Origin of the sequence: Luteibacter sp. NPDC031894 (assembly GCF_050273135.1) — a bacterium.
Classification (GTDB): domain Bacteria; phylum Pseudomonadota; class Gammaproteobacteria; order Xanthomonadales; family Rhodanobacteraceae; genus Luteibacter.
Window position 1 is genome coordinate 296,043 of sequence record NZ_JBNNMV010000001.1, and the last position, 17,022, is coordinate 313,064.

Annotated in this window: 17 protein-coding genes; 5 read left to right on the forward strand and 12 right to left on the reverse strand. The window is 66.7% G+C overall.

Annotation, left to right across the window (positions count from 1 at the left end; translation table 11 throughout):
* Positions 1 to 63: 63 nt before the first annotated feature.
* From ACQKIE_RS01495 to ACQKIE_RS01525, 7 genes are all read right to left on the reverse strand, one after another.
* Complete coding sequence (locus tag ACQKIE_RS01495) at positions 64 to 1,581, reverse strand: exopolyphosphatase (protein ID WP_427455105.1); 1,518 nt, start codon at positions 1,579 to 1,581, stop codon at positions 64 to 66.
* Positions 1,565 to 2,098: a hypothetical protein gene (locus ACQKIE_RS01500; protein ID WP_427455106.1), complete on the reverse strand. Its 534-nt coding sequence runs from the start codon at positions 2,096 to 2,098 to the stop codon at positions 1,565 to 1,567. Before ACQKIE_RS01500 ends, ACQKIE_RS01495 begins: the two co-directional genes overlap by 17 nt.
* Positions 2,095 to 3,240 carry an MGDG synthase family glycosyltransferase gene (locus tag ACQKIE_RS01505; RefSeq protein WP_427455107.1) on the reverse strand — a complete coding sequence of 382 codons (1,146 nt, stop codon included), beginning with the start codon at positions 3,238 to 3,240 and terminating at the stop codon, positions 2,095 to 2,097. Before ACQKIE_RS01505 ends, ACQKIE_RS01500 begins: the two co-directional genes overlap by 4 nt.
* Positions 3,237 to 5,312, reverse strand: a complete 2,076-nt coding sequence (ppk1, locus tag ACQKIE_RS01510) for a polyphosphate kinase 1 (protein WP_427455108.1) — start codon at positions 5,310 to 5,312, stop codon at positions 3,237 to 3,239. Before ppk1 ends, ACQKIE_RS01505 begins: the two co-directional genes overlap by 4 nt.
* Positions 5,313 to 5,401: 89 nt before the next feature.
* Positions 5,402 to 6,679, reverse strand: coding sequence for a phosphate regulon sensor histidine kinase PhoR (gene phoR, locus ACQKIE_RS01515; protein WP_427455109.1), 1,278 nt, complete (start codon positions 6,677 to 6,679; stop codon positions 5,402 to 5,404).
* 58 nt (positions 6,680 to 6,737) lie between these two features.
* Entirely contained in the window at positions 6,738 to 7,427 is a 690-nt protein-coding gene (phoB, locus tag ACQKIE_RS01520; protein WP_427455110.1) for a phosphate regulon transcriptional regulator PhoB, read from the reverse strand.
* A 104-nt stretch (positions 7,428 to 7,531) separates the two neighbouring features.
* Entirely contained in the window at positions 7,532 to 9,148 is a 1,617-nt protein-coding gene (locus ACQKIE_RS01525; protein WP_427455111.1) for a M48 family metalloprotease, read from the reverse strand.
* A gap of 211 nt (positions 9,149 to 9,359) precedes the next feature.
* Between ACQKIE_RS01525 and grxC the strand changes: the two genes are divergently transcribed.
* The 3 genes from grxC (at position 9,360) to ACQKIE_RS01540 (ending at position 11,168) form a co-directional block, all read left to right on the forward strand.
* Positions 9,360 to 9,629 (forward strand): glutaredoxin 3, encoded by a 270-nt coding sequence (gene grxC / locus ACQKIE_RS01530; protein WP_427455112.1) that lies wholly within the window; start codon positions 9,360 to 9,362, stop codon positions 9,627 to 9,629.
* A complete protein-coding gene (locus ACQKIE_RS01535) occupies positions 9,629 to 10,015 on the forward strand; it encodes a carboxymuconolactone decarboxylase family protein (protein ID WP_427455113.1) in 387 nt (128 codons plus the stop codon). Before grxC ends, ACQKIE_RS01535 begins: the two co-directional genes overlap by 1 nt.
* Before the next feature lie 130 nt (positions 10,016 to 10,145).
* The gene (locus ACQKIE_RS01540; RefSeq protein ID WP_427455114.1) at positions 10,146 to 11,168 is read left to right on the forward strand and encodes an isocitrate dehydrogenase; all 1,023 of its coding nucleotides are present in this window, start codon (positions 10,146 to 10,148) and stop codon (positions 11,166 to 11,168) included.
* A 59-nt stretch (positions 11,169 to 11,227) separates the two neighbouring features.
* Here ACQKIE_RS01540 and ACQKIE_RS01545 read toward each other — a convergent pair whose 3' ends face one another.
* From ACQKIE_RS01545 to ACQKIE_RS01565, 5 genes are all read right to left on the reverse strand, one after another.
* On the reverse strand, positions 11,228 to 11,680 hold the full coding sequence (locus ACQKIE_RS01545; protein WP_427455115.1) for a hypothetical protein: 453 nt from the start codon (positions 11,678 to 11,680) through the stop codon (positions 11,228 to 11,230).
* Between the two features lie 41 nt (positions 11,681 to 11,721).
* A complete protein-coding gene (locus ACQKIE_RS01550) occupies positions 11,722 to 12,645 on the reverse strand; it encodes an aspartyl/asparaginyl beta-hydroxylase domain-containing protein (RefSeq protein WP_427456762.1) in 924 nt (307 codons plus the stop codon).
* A gap of 164 nt (positions 12,646 to 12,809) precedes the next feature.
* Positions 12,810 to 14,198, reverse strand: a complete 1,389-nt coding sequence (locus ACQKIE_RS01555) for a PhoH family protein (protein ID WP_427455116.1) — start codon at positions 14,196 to 14,198, stop codon at positions 12,810 to 12,812.
* An 82-nt stretch (positions 14,199 to 14,280) separates the two neighbouring features.
* Complete coding sequence (locus ACQKIE_RS01560) at positions 14,281 to 14,742, reverse strand: peroxiredoxin (RefSeq protein ID WP_427455117.1); 462 nt, start codon at positions 14,740 to 14,742, stop codon at positions 14,281 to 14,283.
* 25 nt (positions 14,743 to 14,767) lie between these two features.
* Positions 14,768 to 15,328: a glycine cleavage system protein R gene (locus tag ACQKIE_RS01565; protein WP_427455118.1), complete on the reverse strand. Its 561-nt coding sequence runs from the start codon at positions 15,326 to 15,328 to the stop codon at positions 14,768 to 14,770.
* 180 nt (positions 15,329 to 15,508) lie between these two features.
* Between ACQKIE_RS01565 and dapA the strand changes: the two genes are divergently transcribed.
* Positions 15,509 to 16,402 (forward strand): 4-hydroxy-tetrahydrodipicolinate synthase, encoded by an 894-nt coding sequence (dapA, locus tag ACQKIE_RS01570; RefSeq protein ID WP_427455119.1) that lies wholly within the window; start codon positions 15,509 to 15,511, stop codon positions 16,400 to 16,402.
* Between the two features lie 27 nt (positions 16,403 to 16,429).
* On the forward strand, positions 16,430 to 17,020 hold the full coding sequence (locus tag ACQKIE_RS01575; protein ID WP_427455121.1) for a hypothetical protein: 591 nt from the start codon (positions 16,430 to 16,432) through the stop codon (positions 17,018 to 17,020).
* The last annotated feature ends 2 nt before the right edge of the window (positions 17,021 to 17,022 follow it).

Consider the following 17,022-nt stretch of genomic DNA (forward strand, 5'->3'; position numbering starts at 1 on the left):
GCAACCGGTGGTGACGGTGGAACATTCCCGCGATGATACGCCCCTTTGCCGGGCGACTCCCGCTCATTCGGTGACGATCTCGAGCTCCAGGCCCAGCTCGGCCAGGGGCTCGCGCTCCTGCTCAAGGTCGGCTTCGGTCAGCGGATGCTGGTCGAGCCAGTCGGCGGGCAGGGACAGGCGCAGGCGCTGGCGGGTCGCCACCACGCGGATGCGCGGCAGGGCTTCGGCACGGCGCGCACGGCGGAACAGGACGCCCAGGCGCAGGATGGCCGTGATGTAGCGGGCGAGAATGCGGTAGCGCACCGGCAGTGCGGAGATCACCGATTTCTCCGGCTTGCGACGATGCAGCTCCACGATAGCCGCAAGCAATTGCTGCTCCTGCCGGGAGAAGCCGGCGAGGTCGGCGTTGCGCAGGATGTAGCCGCCGTGTCGCTGGTGCTGGCTATGCGCGATGGCCAGGCCGAGCTCGTGCACGCGCGCCGCCCAGGACAGCCACTCGCGCGCATCGTCGTCGAGTTTCCATGGTTTGGCGAGCTGGTCGAAGAGGCCGAGGGCGGTGGTTTCCACACGGCGTGCCTGCGCGCGGTCGACGCCGTAGCGAGCCGCCAGCGAGTCGATGCTCGCCATGCGCGGGTCGGTACCGGCCGAGCGGCCGATCAGGTCCCAGAGCAGGCCTTCGCGCATGGCGCTTTCCGACACGCGCAGCCGCTCGATTCCCAGTGCTTCGAAGGCGGCTTCGAAGATGGCGACACCGCCGGCGAAGACCGAGGCGCGGTCCTCGGCGAGGCCGGGCAACTTCAGCACGTCCGACGAGCCCTGCTCGATCAGTGCTTCTCGCACAGCGACAAGCGACTCGGGCGTGATCCCGTCGTCGGAGAGTTTCATAGCCCTCACGACGGCACCGATCGCTTTCGCCGTGCCGGAGGATCCGAAGGCATCGGCCCAGCCGGCCTCGCGGTAGTCCTCGGAAAACTGCTGGAGCAACACGCCGATCTCGCGGCGCGCGCGCAGCCAGCGCTTGCGGGTGATCTTCCCGCCGGGGAAGAAGCGCATGGTGCTGGCAATGCACCCCACCTGCACGCTTTCGGTGAGGATCGGCGCCGTGCCGCGGCCGATGATGAACTCGGTGCTGCCACCGCCGATGTCGATCACCAGCCGGTGGTCGCGCGAGGCGGGGAGGTCGTGCGCGGCACCGAGGAAGATGAGGCGGCCTTCTTCGCGCCCGGAGACGATTTCCACCGGATGCCCGAGCGCGGCCTCCGCGGCGGAAAGGAAGGCGTGCGGCGCGGCCAGCCGGCGTACCGTATTGGTGGCGACGGCTCGCACGTGCAGGGCGGGAATGCCGGCGATGCGCTGGCCGAAGCGGGCGAGGCTTGCCAAGGCCGCCGCCCGGTGCCCCGCATCCAGCGTGCCGTCGGGACGCAGGCCGACGGCCATGCGCACGGAATCGCGCAGGCGATCGATGACGCGGGGTTCGCCGTGCTCGTAGCGGGCCACGACCATATGGAAGCTGTTGGAGCCGAGATCCACGGCCGCGAGCAATTCGCCTTCGTTGATCTGCGATTTAGCTGTCGGTGCCATCGGGGAATTCTGTCACGGCTGGTTCTCGACGGCGAGGCTTCGGTAGGGCCGAGAGCAAGAACAACACGATGCAAAGGAAACCGAACACCCAATAATCGGCAGGCGCCGGTCCCCACCAATGCCGGTGCCAGGGCACGTCGACGGGATTGAAGCGCGCGAGCCCGAAGGCCGGATTGAGCAGGAACCAAAGCCCGTCCTCGGCCACCCAGAACAGCATCACGCAGGCGATCGCACGTACCTGCGCACGCCAACTCCAGAATCCGCGGAACACCATCGGGAAATGGAAGAACAGCGCGATGAACGGAAAGACCCACGCGTGGTAGCCGGTCATGGGCCTGCCGCCCCAGAGGAGGTCCAGGAGCCAATGGTTCTCGATGCGCCACGTAGGCAGGCTCGTGGCCCAACCGTGCGGGCCTTCGATTTCGATTTCCACGTGGGCGAAGAAGAAGGCGAGGAGCAGGGTGAAGAGCGCTGTCGCCACGGCGGCGGCGACGCGGCGGCGCGGGGAGTGGCTCATGCGCCGTCCAGTTGCTTCAGCACGGTGTCGATGACCTCGCGTGCCGCGTGCGGGCGGCCGATGGCGCGCGCGGCGTCCGCCATGGACGAGAGGCGCGCGGGTTGCGCCTGTAGCTCGGCGATCCGCCAGGCGAGCGACACGGCGTCGATCGCCTTCCAGGCGGCGCCCTGTTCCATCAGGTAATCGGCATTGCGCTCTTCCTGGCCGGGGATGGGCGTATTGACGATCATGGGCAGACCCATCGCCAGGCATTCGGACGTGGTGAGGCCGCCCGGTTTCGTGATGGCGAGGTCGCAGCAGGCCATCAGGCGGTCCACATGCGGGGTGTAGCCCTGCGGGAACAGACGGCCCGGATAGCGTGAGGCGGCGAGCGCGCGCAGGCGCTCGAGCATCGCCGCGTTACGGCCGGCGAGGACCACGAGCTGGAACGTGTCGCCGGCCGACAACAGCGCGTCGGCCAATTCGTCCAGCGCGCCGACGCCGGCGCCGCCGCCCATGACGAGATAAGCGGGGCGCTCGGGGTCGAGGCCAAGCTCCGCCGCCAAGGCGCGCCGGTCATGCGGACCGGCGAAAGCCGGCATCACCGGGATGCCCGTGGTGTGCACTCGCTCGGGGGGCAACCCGACCGCGCGCATGCGCTGCGCGATTTCCGGGCTCGCCGCGAAGTAGCCCGCCATTTCCGGGATCACCCACATGCGGTGCAGGTCGAAGTCGGTGACTTGCAACCACACGGGTACCTGCACGCGCCCCTTGCGAATCTGCCGCGCGAGCAATTCCGCCGGAAGGAAATGGGTGCAGACGATGGCATCGGGGGCGAACTGCGTGATGGCGGCTCGCAGCCGGCGGGTATGCAGGCGCTCGATCGTACGGCGCATGCGTTCGGTGAGCGCGTCGGGGCGCGTGTCGTCGGTGATGCGATAAAGCATGCCCCACAGTTGCGGGTGTCGGGTGATGAGGCGCAGGTAGAAATCGGCATAGATGCGCCGGAAGCTCGCCGGCACGTAATCCATCACGTCCAGGTGGCGGGCCGCCACCGAGTGTCCATCCTCCGCCAACGCGACCACCGCCGCTTCCAGCGCCTGCGCGGCCCGCACGTGCCCCGCGCCGGCGGACACGGAAAGGAAGAGGATGCGTCGCGTCACCCGCTGTAGGCCGCAAGCAGGGCCTGCTGCGCCGAATGCGGCGCCTCGCCCCTGGCTGGGTGGCTGCGTGTGTAGCGGCCGTCGCTGCCGAGGATCCAGGCCTGCGTGTTGTCGCGCAGGTAGTTGTCCAGAGTCTCGTCGTAGACGCGGCGGGCGAGTTCCGGTTGCAGGATGGGAACACCCACTTCGATGCGGCGCATGAGGTTGCGCTCCATCCAGTCCGCGCTGGCGCAGTACAACTCGGGAGCGCCGTCGTTAGCGAACCAGTAGACACGACTGTGCTCGAGGAAGCGCCCGACGATGGAGCGCACGCGGATGTTGTCCGACACCCCCGGGATTCCCGGTCGCAGGGTGCAGGCCCCGCGGATGATGAGGTCGATCTGCACGCCCGCGATCGACGCACGATAGAGCGCCTCCACGACGTGCGCCTCGTTCAGCGCGTTGAGCTTGGCGACGATCCGGCCGGGGCGACCGTTGCGCGCATGTTCCGTCTCGCGCTCGATCTTGCCCATCACGCTGGTGTACAGGGTGAACGGCGAATGCAGCAGGCGCTTCAGCTGGATCATCGGGCCGAGGCCCGACAGCTGCTGGAAAACCTTGTGGATGTCCTCTCCGATTTCCGGATCGGCCGTCATCAGGCCGATGTCGGTATAGCCGCGACTATTGCCCTGGTGGTAGTTGCCCGTGGACAGGTGGACGTAGCGCCGCAGCCCGCCGCCTTCACGGCGCACGATCAGCAACATCTTGGCATGTGTCTTGTAGCCCACCACGCCATAGACCACCTGCACGCCCGCTTCCTGCAGGCGGTTGGCCAGGCCGATGTTGGCCTCCTCGTCGAAGCGTGCGCGCAGTTCGATCACCACGGTGACGTCCTTGCCGTTGCGCGCGGCTTCCACGAGGAGGTCGACCAGCGGGGAGTCCTTGCCGGCGCGATACAGCGTCTGCTTGATCGCAAGGACGCCCGGGTCGTCCGTCGCACGGCGCAGCAGCTCGACCACGGAGGCGAAGGATTCGTACGGGTGGTGGAGCAGGACGTCGCGCGTGCCGAGCACGTCGAATTCGTTCGCGCCCTTCTCGAAAGCGGGCGAGAGCCGCGGGGTGAAGCGTGGGAATTTCAGTTCGGGACGGTCGATCTGGTCATAGATCATCCCGGCGCGAATGATGTTCACCGGCCCATCGCAACGATAGACGTCCGTCTCGTCGAGCTCGAAGTTGGCAACGAGCATCTCGGTGATCGCGCGCGGACAGTCGGTGCCAATCTCGAGGCGTACGGGCCGCGCGTAGCCGCGACCCGCGAGTTCCTCGCTGAGCGCACGGGCGAGGTTCTCCACCTCGGCTTCCTCGACCACCAGCTCGCTGTTCCGCGTGACCCGGAACTGGTACGCGGCGCAAACCTGGAAACCAGGAAATATCTCGTCGGCGAAGGCTTGCAGAACTTCGGCCAGGAACACGAAGTCCTCGGCACCATCGGAGACTTCGGCCGGCAAGCGGATGATCCGGGGCAGGGACCGCGGCGCGCGTACCAGGGCCATGTGTCCTTCGCGTCCGAAGGCGTCACGGCCTTTCAGGACCACCGCGAGGTTGAGCGTCTTGTTGAGGATGCGCGGGAAAGGATGCGCCGGATCGAGGCCTAGCGGCGACAGCACGGGCATGATCTCGTTCTGGAAGTAGCCCTGCAGCCATCGGCGTTGCTTGTCGCTCCAGCGGTCGCGGGTGAGGAAGCGGATGCCCTCGGCCTCGAGCGCGGGGAGCAATTGCTCGCGCCAGGTGGCGAAGGCTTCGGCGACCAGTTCCAGCGTGCGCTCGCGGATACGCGCCAGGATCTCGCTGGAGGACAGGCCATCGGCGCCCGGCACCGCCGCGCCGAGGGCGTGCTTGTGCTTGAGCACCGCCACGCGCACCTCGAAGTATTCGTCGAGGTTGTTGCTCACGATCGTGAGGTAGCGCAGCCGCTCCAGCACGGGCACGTCGGGATCGCGCGCCTGTGCCAGGACGCGGAAGTTGAACTCCAGCGCCGACAATTCGCGGTTGATGTACAGCTCGGGGTTACCGAGGTCCACGGTCTTTCTCATGTGTTCCACTGTTCCGCTCACGACGCCCGATGGTGGCTCATCGGAGAGCATGCCGGAAAGCGGCGACGCAGCAACCCATCAGGCCGTCCTCACTGGTGCAGGCCGGCGGCATCCTGCAGACGGGCGCTGTCGAGCAGGCGCTCGCTGCCGAAAACACAGGCGAAGGTGGATCCCTTGCCCGGCTCGCTTTCGATCGACAGCCGGGCGTGGTGCAGGTTGAGTACGTGCTTCACGATCGACAGCCCGAGTCCCGTGCCACCCGAATCGCGTGAGCGGCTGGAGGAAACGCGATAGAAGCGCTCGGTGAGTCGGGCGATGTGCGTGGCGGGGATGCCGAAGCCGGAGTCCTGCACCGAGAAACGCGCCCCGCCGTCGATTTCCGCCCAGCGGATCGCGATGCGCCCACCCGTGGGCGTGTAGCGCACGGCATTGCTCACCAGGTTGGAAAACGCGCTGTGCAGGTCCTTCGGCGAGCCGAGCAGATCGAACGACGTGGCGATATCCAGCGACACCGTATGCCGACCCTGGCTCAGCGCCTCGGCTTCCTTGCGCAGGCTGGCGAGCAGCGGGGCCATCTGCACGTGCTCGTCGGCTACATGGTCCTGTGTCTCGAGGCGCGACAGCGTCAGCAGGTCTTCCACGATCTGGCCCATGCGCTTCGACTGCGCGCGCATCTCGTCCAGGACGGGCGCGAGCTCCGGAACATCTTCAGGGTCGAGCAACTCGAGGTAACCGTGGATCACGGTCAGCGGCGTACGCAGTTCATGCGAAACGTTGGCCACGAAATCGCGGCGGATCTGCTCCAGCCGGGTAAGGTGGCTGGTGTCGCGCGCCAACAGGAGGCGTTGCCGGCTGCCGAAGGGCAGCAGGGTGGCCGTCACATGGCGATTCGGATGCCCGGGAGCGGTGACGTCGTTGAGGGGTTCGCGCCCTCCGTCGGCGAGCCAGTCGGCCAGTTCGGAATTACGCAGCAGTTCGCCGACGGAGCGGCCGCGGTCACGCGGGCCCCTCAGTCCCAGCAGGTCTTCCGCCGCGGGGTTGAACCAGCGCACGTGCAGGCCGTGGTCGAGGAGGACCACGGCGTCGGGCAGGGTTCCGGCCGCGCTGCGCAGGTCGCGCAGGCGGGAGGCGATACGGCGGGTGCGGGTCATCAGACGGTCATGCTCGGGATGGCGCGTGGCGGGCGATTGCAACATTGGCCGCGCCGTGTGACGGAACAAAGACAGCAGGACGACGGTTTCCGCCACGGCGACGATGGCGATGCCGGCCAGTGGGGAGCCCGCGAGCATACCGAGTGCACCGCCTGCGACGAGCAGGACGGCGCACGCCGCGGGAAGGCGCCAGGTGGTGATGAAACGGTCGGACATGTGCTCGGCCGAAGACGGTCTGGTGTGACCCACCATAGCGCGGCCCGCGAAGGAAAACCTAGGTATTCGACGAGAACCGGTAACCCGCGCCGCGCACGGTCTGGACCATGTCGTCCAGCTTCCACGGCTCCAGCGTCTTGCGCAGGCGGCGGATGTGCACGTCCACCGTGCGTTCCTCCACATACACGCTGCCGCCCCACACGTGGTCGAGCAACTGGGCACGCGAGTACACCCGTTCCGGGTGCGTCATGAAGAAGAAGAGCAGCCGGTACTCGGTGGGACCGATCGGCACCGCGTCGTCGCCGGCGAACACGCGATGCGCGGGGCCGTCGATGCGCAGCCCGCCCAGTTCCACCACTCCGGAGCCATCGTCGCCCTGGCTGCGGCGGAGGACGGCCTTGATCCGCGCGATGAGTTCGCGGGTGGAGAAGGGCTTGATGACATAGTCGTCGACCCCCGCCTCCAGGCCGTTGACGCGGTCCATCTCCTCGCCGCGTGCGGTGAGCATGATGATGGGGATCTCCCGCGAGAGCTCTTCCCGGCGCAGGCGCCGGGCGAGCTCCAGGCCGCTGGTGCCAGGCAGCATCCAGTCGAGCAGGATCAGGTCCGGGACCCGCTCCGAGATGGCCATCTGGGCGGCGCGGGCATCGGCGGCGTGTGCCGCGTCCATGCCCGCCTTGCGAAGCGCGAACGCGACCATGTCGCGAATCGAAGTTTCGTCTTCCACGATAAGGATGCGCTTATGCACGCTGTGACCGCTTGTTGGCTATGACGGTCATATTGCAGCCGTGCTGTGTTACACGGCAATGACAATCGTCACAATTGCCGGAAACGCGGAGCGGCGAGGCGCCTCTACTGGCTCCTGCCGTCGGGATTGTCGTCCGTGGCCACCCGTCGTTTACGCAGTTCCAGGAGGAGCGGCGTCAGGTCGCTGATCCGGGCCTGGATACGGGAGCGCTGGTAATAATCGAGGTCGTCCCGCTTCAGCAGGCGGCGCAGCTGTTCCATGGCATCGAAGGGGCGGCCGGAGAGATAGGCGCTGTCGGCATAGGCTTCGGCGGCACGAACGGTGTCGCCCGAGCGCTCGCTGGCGCGGGCGAAGGTACGGAAGATCTCCGGGTCGTCGCTGTCGTCGAGCATCGGCCGGAGCATGGTCGTGGCCGTCCGGGCATCGTCGGTACGACCGCTGTTCGCCAAGGCCCGGGCGAAGCCCAATGCCACCGCGCGGTTCCGCGGGGAGTTGTCGTGCAAGGCCTTGTAGATCGCCATGGCGTCGCCATGCCGGCCGGCATCCTCATACGCGTCCGCCATGGCCAGGCGGATCACCACGCTGCCCGGCTGGCTGGCCAGGAGCGGCTGGAGCTGGTCCACGGCCTGGGCGCCCTGGTTCGTGCGGATCAGGGCCAGCGCATAGCCGTAACGGTTGGCCGCGGTATCGAAGTCCCGTCGCTTGAGGTTAGTGGCGTAGTAGCTCGTGAGCCGCCGGGCATCGCCCGAAAGCACACGGACGCGCTCGCGCATGAGCGCGTACGTGTCGCCGACGCTGTCTTTCGGTGCCTTCGTCGCATTCCCGACGAGGGTCGTGGGGTCCTTCACGAAAAGGACTGGGGCCGTGCTCTTCTCCCAGGATGCCTTGTCGATGGTGGGCAGGCGGGGCTTGTTCGCCTGGCGCTCCTCGAGCACGCGGGCCCGCGCCTTCGCGTCGCTGATGCGCGCCAGGGTCACGGGATGGGTCTGAAGGAGCGCGGGGAGGGCCTCCTCGCCTTCACCGACGCGCAGGGTGTCTTGCATGCGGCCGAAGAAGCCTGCCATGGCGTTCGGGTCGTAGCCGGCGTTGGCGAGGGTCTGGATACCTACCCGGTCAGCCTCGACCTCGTCCTTGCGCGTGAAATTGATCTGGCGCTGGAGCAGCAGTCCCTGTCCGCCCATGAGCACCGCCGGCGCGGCGTCGCCGGCACCGCCGCCCGCGCCCGCGGCGATGGCGCCCAGCAGCACGAGCGCCATCAGCGGCGCGTTCTTCTTGGAGTCCTCGAACGCGCGGAACAGGTGGTTCTGGGTGATGTGGCCGATTTCGTGGGCGATGACGCCCGCCAGCTCGCTTTCGCTGCTGGTGATGTCGATCAGGCCGGCGTTCACGCCGATGTAGCCACCGGGGGCGGCGAAGGCGTTGATCTGCTCGTCCTTCACGATGAAGAAGGAGAAATGGTCCTTCGGCCGGTCGCTGGCGGCGACGAGGCGGTAGCCCAGGTCGTTGATGTACTGGTCGAGCAGCGCGTCGTCGACGGTCATGTCGAGCGCGTGCATCTGGCGCAGCATCATCGCGCCGTACTGGTCGGCTTCCCGTGGGCTGATCAGGGCGCTGGCGGAACTGCCCAGGTCGGGCAGGCGGACGGCGTCCTGGGCGCCCGCGACGAAGGTCGCGAGGGTGGCGGCGGCGATGACGGCGAGGCGGGGAAAGGACGGGCGCATAAGTCGAACGACGATACCATCACGAACACGACGAGTATCTTGTGGGAAGCGCGCTGGCGCGCGAAAGGCCTTGCCGCGAGCACCCTTCGCGCGCCAGCGCGCTTCCCACATCCTTGGTCTTGGACCGCGGAGCGCGGCGCGGGTTCTCGCGTCTTGCAAATTCAGCTCCCGATCCTCATCTTGCGCCCATTCCGGTTCGGAGAAGCCCTCCATGTCCACCCCTGACATCACCATCTATTCCACGGCGGTCTGCCCCTACTGCGTCGCGGCCAAGAACCTGTTGAAGGCCAAGGGCCTGTCCTGGAACGAGGTGCGCATCGACATCGACCACGCCCAGCGCGACGTCATGCTCGAGAAGAGTGGCGGGCGCCGTACCGTGCCGCAGATCTTCATCAACGGCACGCACGTCGGGGGTTTCGACGACCTTGCCGCCGCCGACCGTAGCGGCCGCCTGGCCGAGATCCTCGAGGCGGCGCACTGATGGCCGACGATCGCGTGGAGGAGTTCACCGCGTTCCGCAAGCGCATGAACGAACGGATCCTGGCCGAAGACAACCAGGTGGTGCGCCGGTTCTTCGCCCTGGACACCCAGACGTACAGGGAGGGCGCCCTGGACGTGAAGACCAAGGAGATGCTCGGCCTGGTCGCCTCGATGGTCCTTCGCTGTGACGACTGCATCAGCTACCACGTCGCCCAGTGCAAGGAAGCGGGCGTGAATCGCGACGAGTTTTTCGAGGTGTTCAGCGTGGGCCTCGTCGTCGGCGGATCGATCGTGATCCCCCATCTGCGCCGTGCCGTCGACTTCCTGGACTCCCTGGAGGGCGAGACGCCCTCCGCCAGCGCCTGCGTGGATCACACGACGGCCTGAACAGCCGCCCGTCACGGTCATCCCCGGGCGTCATCCTTGAAGGAAACAGGGAAAATCGCCGATAATTAGGCGATTTTCCTCCCCGTGCGCCACCCGTTCGCGCGCTTCGCTTCCCTTCAGGAGTTTCCCCATGAGCAAGACCATTGCCGTGATTCCCGGCGACGGTATCGGCCCCGAGATCATGGACGCGACCATCCGCGTCCTCGATGCGCTCGACTGCGGCCTCACCTACGACTACGTGGACGCCGGCGTGGTGGCCCTCGAGAAGCATGGCGACCTCCTCCCCCAGGCGACGCTGGACGCGATCGAGAAGCACAAGGTGGCCCTGAAGGGTCCGCTGACCACGCCCATCGGTGGCGGCTTCACCTCGATCAACGTCACCCTGCGCCGCAAGTTCGACCTGTACGCCAACGTGCGTCCGGCGATCAGCTTCCCGGGCACCAAGGCGCGCTACGAGAACATCGACATCATCACGGTGCGCGAGAACACCATGGGCGCATACATGGCCGAGGGTCAGACGCGCGAAGGCGAGGGCGAGAACGAGGTGGCCGTGTCGGTCATCCGCAACACCCGCCCCGGCATGGAGCGCATCTGCCGCTACGGTTTCGAGATGGCGCGCAAGAAGGGCCGCAAGAAGGTCACGGCCGTGCACAAGGCCAACATCATGAAGACCTCGTCGGGCCTGTTCCTCGACGTGGCGCGTGAAGTCGCGAAGGATTACACCGATCTCGAGTTCACCGAGATGATCGTCGACAACGCCTGCATGCAGCTGGTGATGAACCCGTACCAGTTCGACGTGATCGTCACGACCAACCTCTTCGGCGACATCCTCTCCGACCTCTGCGCCGGCCTCGTCGGCGGCCTGGGCCTGGCGCCTGGCGCGAACATCGGCAAGGACGCGGCGATCTTCGAGGCCGTGCACGGTTCGGCGCCGGACATCGCGGGTCAGAAGAAGGCCAACCCCTGCGCGCTGCTGCTCGCGGCGGCCGACATGCTCGACCACCTCGACATGGTCGCCAAGGCGACGCGCCTGCGCAGCGCCATCCGCGACGTCATGGACGCACGCGACCGCACCACGCCGGACGTTGGCGGCACGGGCACGACCGACACCTTCGGCGACGCGATCGTCGAGCGGATCCGCGCCACGGCGTAAGTCGCCTCCACCGCGTCACGAAAAAGGCCCCGCGATGATTCGCGGGGCCTTTTTTTTGCCTATCGCGCCATCCCAGAGCGGCAGATATCGGCCTGCGCGGGATAGCGACCGACGCACCACGCTACCCACTTGCGCGTGTTCTGCTCCCGCTGTCCCTTCAACAGGTGGCCGTTCTGCGGACCCACGGTGAAGCCCGTGAGCTCCTTCAGGACGAACTCGAGGCCGTCGTGCACGTACCAGGGCGTGTACTGGCGGTCGGCGAAGCCGGGTCGACGGACCCACATCGATTGCTCGGGGAGGCGGCGGCCGTCACCGAGATGCGCGATGAGGTAGGGAACACCGGCGCGGCCGAGGTTGAGCATCCGGTCGAAGGCCCGCGCTTCGCTGGCGGCGTCGACCGTCGTGTCGTCGACGAGACGCTGGACCATGGTTTTCATGTCGGCAGCAGGCTGTGCTGCCGAGGCGGCGTATGTGGTGACGACGATACCCAGGAGGAACGCGACGCGCTTCATGGACGACTCCTTGCCGAGAGCCTGAATCGCTGCCCTACATGTCAGCGAAAGAAGGGATACGGCGCGAGGAAGATGAGCCAGATCATCACCACGATGCCGATGTACTTCAGCACGCGGAACAGCTTCGGATTCGACTTCTTGAAGCGGCGCGTGCGCTCGCGGCCGCGCTGGTTGAGCGCGAACATGCGATTGACGAAGCCCACCTGTTCCTTGCCGTCGTCGCTGTTCGGCGAGGCGGTGATGGAGCCCATGAACGCGCCCACGCGCTTGTTGATCGCCGTCATCAGGCCGCTCTTCAGCGGACGCTCCACGTCGGCGAACAGGATGACGCGCGTCTGGTCCGTGCGGTTCTCGGCCCAGTGCACGTAAGTCTCGTCGAAGACGACGTCCTTGCCGTCGCGCCAGGCGTGCATCTCGCCGTCGACGAAGATCCTGCACTCGTCGGAGTTCGGCGTGATCAGGCCCAGGTGGTAGCGCAGCGAGCCCGCGAACGGGTCGCGGTGGGGATTGAGCTTGCTGCCCGGCGGGAGCAGCGCGAACATCGCGGCCTTCACGCTGGGGATGGCGTTGAGCAACTTCACCGTTTCCGGGCAGAGCGCCTCGGCGGAGGCGAGCGGCTCGCCGTACCACTTCAGGTAAAAGCGCTTCCAGCCTTGCTTGAAGAAGGAATTGAACGACGCGTCATTGTGTTTTTCGGCCGAGCGGATGAATCCCTCGTCGAAAAGGTGAAGCGCTTCCTCACGAATCGCCTGCCAGTTCGCTTGCAGGAGATCGAGCTGGGGAAATCCACCTCGGTCGAGGATCGGCCGGGCGGGTACGGCCGAGAAGGCGTACATCAGGAGGTTGTACGGCGCGAAGAGGGCCGAATGGTCGACCAGCTGGCGGTCGAAGCGCAGGCGCGAGCGGCCACGCAGGTGCACCAGCAGCACGCAAAGCGTGAACAGGATCAGCACGTACAGGACGATGAAGCGGGGCCCGAGGAAATTCATGCGGTGGACTCGAGGGGGACGGACGATACCTGCGGCCGCGAGCGGCCTGTATCAACGCGCATAGGATACTCCGGGCCCACCGGCCGGGCACCTGGGCAGTCGACGAGGGCGCGGGCATCGTGCCCGCGCCCTGCTTCCGACTACAACGCTTCCGAAGCGAAGTCCGCCAACCTGGACCGTTCGCCGCGCTTCAGCGTGATGTGGCCCGAGTGCGCCCACATCTTGAACCGGTCCACCGCGTAGGTGAGGCCGGACGTCGTTTCCGTCAGGTACGGCGTGTCGATCTGCTCCACGTTACCCAGGCAGACGATCTTCGTGCCGGGGCCGGCGCGGGTGATCAGGGTCTTCATCTGCTTGGGAGTGAGGTTCTGCGCTTCGTCGATGATGAGGTAGCGGCTCAGGAACGTGCGCCCTCGCATGAAGTTGAGGGAGCGGATCTTCACGCGCGACGCGAGCAGGTCGTTCGTGGCCTGGCGACCCCATGACCCGCCTTCCTCCGGATTGGCCAGCACTTCGAGGTTATCGGTCAATGCGCCCATCCAGGGCGTCATCTTCTCTTCCTCCGTGCCGGGCAGGAAGCCGATGTCCTCGCCCACGGACACAGTGGCGCGGGTCATGATGATTTCGCGGTAGCGCTGCTGGTCCATCACCTGCGCCAGGCCCGCTGCCAGCGCCAGCAGGGTCTTGCCCGTGCCGGCGGTACCCAGGAGGGTGACGAAATCCACCTCGGGGTCCATCAGCAGGTTCAGGGCGAAGTTCTGTTCGCGGTTGCGGGCGGCGATACCCCAGACACCGTGCGCCGCGTGGCTATGGTCGTCGAGCAGCACGAGCTTCGCCTTACGCGCGTCCTCGTCGCCGTGGATCTCGAGCACGCGCAGTTCGACATCGTTCTCGCCCGGCATGTACAGGCATTCATTCGCATACCAGAGCTCGTCGTCGCGCATGTCCACTTCGTAGAACGTGCGGCCTCGCTCGTTCCACGAACGCAGCTCCGGATGCCTGCTCCAGAAATCCTCCGGCAGTTCGTCGGAACCCGTGAAGAGCAGGGCGAAATCGTCGAGGGCGCGATCGTTCTCGTAATCTTCCGCGGTGATGCCGTAGATCGACGCCTTGATCCGGAGGTTGATGTCCTTGGTGACGAGGATGACCGGGCGGTCAGGGAACTGGTCGCGAAGGTCGACGACCGACGCGAGGATCTGGTTGTCCGCCTTGCCGTTGCCGTTCGTCGTGCGCTGCTGGAAGAAGAGCCGACCCACCGCGCCCCGCTTCAGGTTGACGCCCTGCGGGTTGATGAGCTCGAGCCCGTCGCGGATGCCGTGCCCGTTGCCGCGTTCGATCAGTTCGTTGAGGAACCGGCTGACCTGCCGGCCGTTGCGTGAAACTTCCGACCCGCCTTTCTTCTTTTCGTCCAGTTCCTCCAGCACCGTCATCGGGATGAAGACGTCGTGTTCCTCGAAGCGGAACAGGGCCGTCGGGTCGTGCAGGAGCACGTTGGTGTCGAGGGCGTAGATGCGCTTGCTTCCGGTCATGCGGAAGTGACCTCATGCGGAGGTTGCGGATGCCGGCCGCACGGCGACGGCCGGGGGAGTAAACCGCGTGATGCGGTAAGCGTCACGCGGAGGGGACACTCTCTAGGACGGCCTGCGCGTGGCCGGCGATCTTGATGCCGCGCCATTCCGCGGCCAGGCGGCCGCTGGGATCGATCAGGAAGGTGCTACGGACGACGCCCATGTAGCGCTTGCCGTAGAGCACCTTCTCGTGGATGACGTCGAAGGCCTTGCACCAGGCTTCGTCGGCGTCGGAGACGAGGGGAAAGGGCAGTTCGTGCTTCGTCGCGAAGTTCGCGTGCGAGCGCACCGAATCGCGGGATACGCCGACGACTTCGGCGTTGCGGGCGCGGAAGGCCTTGTAGAGGTCGCGAAAATCCTTCGCCTCGTTCGTGCAACCCGGCGTGTTGTCCTTGGGATAGAAGAACACGACGACCCACTGGCCCTGGAGCGAAGACAGGGACAGCGTGGTGCCGTCGCCGAGCGTGCCTTCGAGTTTCGGTAGCTTCTTGCCCTTGCCGGTCATGCGTACGTCTGTCGCTCCTCGTGGTTCAGAATTTCACGGGATCCATGATGGCGTCGAGGTTGAGGCCATCGCACAGTTCGAGGAAATCGTCGCGCAGCGCCGCGATGTGGGTCTCGGCGGGTATGCCGATCGTGATCTGCGCCTGGAACATTTCCGCGCCGGTCTGCATCGCCTGGTAACGCATGGACGAAAGCTGCTCCACGCTGATGTCCCGGCGGGAGAAGAATTCAATGATCTTCACCAGGATGCCGGGGCGGTCGGCGGCGATCACCTCAACCAGGTACGGCAACAGGTGCGCCGTGGGTTCGCGCGGCGTCGTGCGGTAATGGACGATCTGGAGTTCTTCGTCGCGGCCCAGCTTGCCTAGTGAAGTCTCCAGCTTGGCGACGGCGTCCCAGGCGCCGACGGCGAGGAGCATGACCGAGGTGTCGTTGCCGATCGTCGAGACACGGGCGTCGGCAAGGTTGCAGCCGGAGTCGGCGATCCGCTTGGCCAGCGCCAGGATCGGCGCGCGGTGCGCCGGCGACAGCGTCGAAATGAGGAGCTGGTTATCGGTGGCGCCGTTGCGTGCTGCGGAACGATTCAAGGCCTAAATTACCCATGGCGCGTCCCGCGGGGCGCGGAACCAACGCTTTGGGGCCAGCTTACTTGGCCGCGTCGCACGCTAGCAAGACGCGGAGGCTTCCGGTCGGCCGCTGCCGCCGAATGGACGCGCCCGAACGGCCCCGGTAACATGCGAAGGGCTGATGACACAACGGGTTTCACCTTGGATATCTCAGGAAGCATCACCGCGCTGGCGACTCCTTTCGCCGCCGACGGTTCCCTCGATCTGGCCTCTTTCGGGCGGTTGCTCGGCCAGCAGCTGGCAGGCGGCACGCAGGCGGTGGTCGTGGCCGGCTCGACGGGTGAATCGCACTTCCTGGAACACGACGAGTACGATCGCCTGCTCGCCTTCGCGGTGAAGTACGTGGACGGTCGTATTCCCGTCATCGCCGGCACGGGCGAGGCGGGCACGGCGAAGACCATCGCCGCCACGCGTCGCGCGAAGGCCCTCGGCGCCGATGCGGCGCTGGTCGTCGCGCCTTTCTACGTGCGCCCCACCCAGGAGGGCCTGCGCCGCCATTTCCTCGCGGTCGCGGACGAGGGTGGCCTCCCGGTGATCCTTTACAACGTGCCGCCGCGTACGGGTTGCGACATCGCCCCGGAAACCGTGGCGGCGCTTCGCGACCACCCAGCCATCATTGGCATCAAGGAGGCTCGCGGCGATGCCGAGCGCATTCGCGCCATCGCGGAACTTATCCGCGCCGATTTCGTCTACCTGAGCGGCGACGACGGCTCGGCCCACGAGGCGATGCTGGCTGGCGCCGCGGGGACCATCTCCGTCGTGGCCAATCTCGTGCCCGAGGCCTTCCGCGCCCTCTGCGACACCGCCCGTACGGGCGATGCCGGGCGGACCGCGCAGGCCGCGGCGCAGCTGGCCCCGCTGGTCGAGGCCCTGAACTGCGCCCCGAACCCGATTCCCGTCAAGGCCGGCCTGGCCGCCCTGGGACTCGGTTCGGCCGCACCGCGGCTGCCGCTGGTGGAACTGGAGCCCGGTCCGGCGCTGGCACGACTGCGCGAAACACTCGCGGCTCTGGCACCATTGGCGTCTGCCGCCTGAAGCAACTCCCAACGGAACCCAAAGTTCATGAAGAAAACCTCGTACGCGCTGGTCGTCCCGGCACTGCTCCTCTCCGTCCTGGTCGTCTCCGGTTGCGGCGCGTTCCGCTCCAAGAAGGATTGGCAAAGGGCCCAGCAGGAAGCTCCGCTTGAGATTCCGCCCGGCCTCGATACGCCATCGACCAGTGCTGCCCTCGTGATCCCGGACGTCGGTTCCGGCGCTCCCGGTGCCGCCTCCGGTCAGTCCGCCGCACCGGTCTCGGACGGCTTCATCCTCACCGACGACGCGGATGCCGCTTACCGCCGCATCGGCGAACTACTGAGCGTCGGCGACGTGGGCAAGGTCACGTCGCATGACGACGCGTCGCACACCTACCAGATCGCCGTGAACCGCGGTAAGCCGGAAGGCCGCCCAGGATTCTTCCGCCGCATGTTCGGTGGCGGCAAGGACGCCGGTCAGGATTCCCAGGACGCTCCGGCCTCGGCAGCGGGCACTACGCACAGCGTGGTACTCGCCGTTACGTCCAGCGGCACCGGCAGCGAAGTGCGTGCCCAGGGCGATGCCGATGGCGTCCGCCGCGTCATCGACGCGTTGAAGTCACGCATGGGTAGCAAGTAAGC

What these genes read in the sequence shown, in the direction of transcription:
- ACQKIE_RS01495 (WP_427455105.1), bottom strand. Translation starts at nt 1,581, where the DNA reads ATGGCACCGACAGCTAAATCGCAGATCAACGAAGGCGAATTGCTCGCG.
- ACQKIE_RS01575 (WP_427455121.1), top strand. Translation starts at nt 16,430, where the DNA reads ATGAAGAAAACCTCGTACGCGCTGGTCGTCCCGGCACTGCTCCTCTCC.
- grxC (WP_427455112.1), top strand. Translation starts at nt 9,360, where the DNA reads ATGTCCACCCCTGACATCACCATCTATTCCACGGCGGTCTGCCCCTAC.
- ACQKIE_RS01500 (WP_427455106.1), bottom strand. Translation starts at nt 2,098, where the DNA reads ATGAGCCACTCCCCGCGCCGCCGCGTCGCCGCCGCCGTGGCGACAGCG.
- ACQKIE_RS01560 (WP_427455117.1), bottom strand. Translation starts at nt 14,742, where the DNA reads ATGACCGGCAAGGGCAAGAAGCTACCGAAACTCGAAGGCACGCTCGGC.
- ACQKIE_RS01535 (WP_427455113.1), top strand. Translation starts at nt 9,629, where the DNA reads ATGGCCGACGATCGCGTGGAGGAGTTCACCGCGTTCCGCAAGCGCATG.
- ACQKIE_RS01540 (WP_427455114.1), top strand. Translation starts at nt 10,146, where the DNA reads ATGAGCAAGACCATTGCCGTGATTCCCGGCGACGGTATCGGCCCCGAG.
- ACQKIE_RS01545 (WP_427455115.1), bottom strand. Translation starts at nt 11,680, where the DNA reads ATGAAGCGCGTCGCGTTCCTCCTGGGTATCGTCGTCACCACATACGCC.
- phoR (WP_427455109.1), bottom strand. Translation starts at nt 6,679, where the DNA reads ATGTCCGACCGTTTCATCACCACCTGGCGCCTTCCCGCGGCGTGCGCC.
- ACQKIE_RS01555 (WP_427455116.1), bottom strand. Translation starts at nt 14,198, where the DNA reads ATGACCGGAAGCAAGCGCATCTACGCCCTCGACACCAACGTGCTCCTG.
- ppk1 (WP_427455108.1), bottom strand. Translation starts at nt 5,312, where the DNA reads ATGAGAAAGACCGTGGACCTCGGTAACCCCGAGCTGTACATCAACCGC.
- ACQKIE_RS01525 (WP_427455111.1), bottom strand. Translation starts at nt 9,148, where the DNA reads ATGCGCCCGTCCTTTCCCCGCCTCGCCGTCATCGCCGCCGCCACCCTC.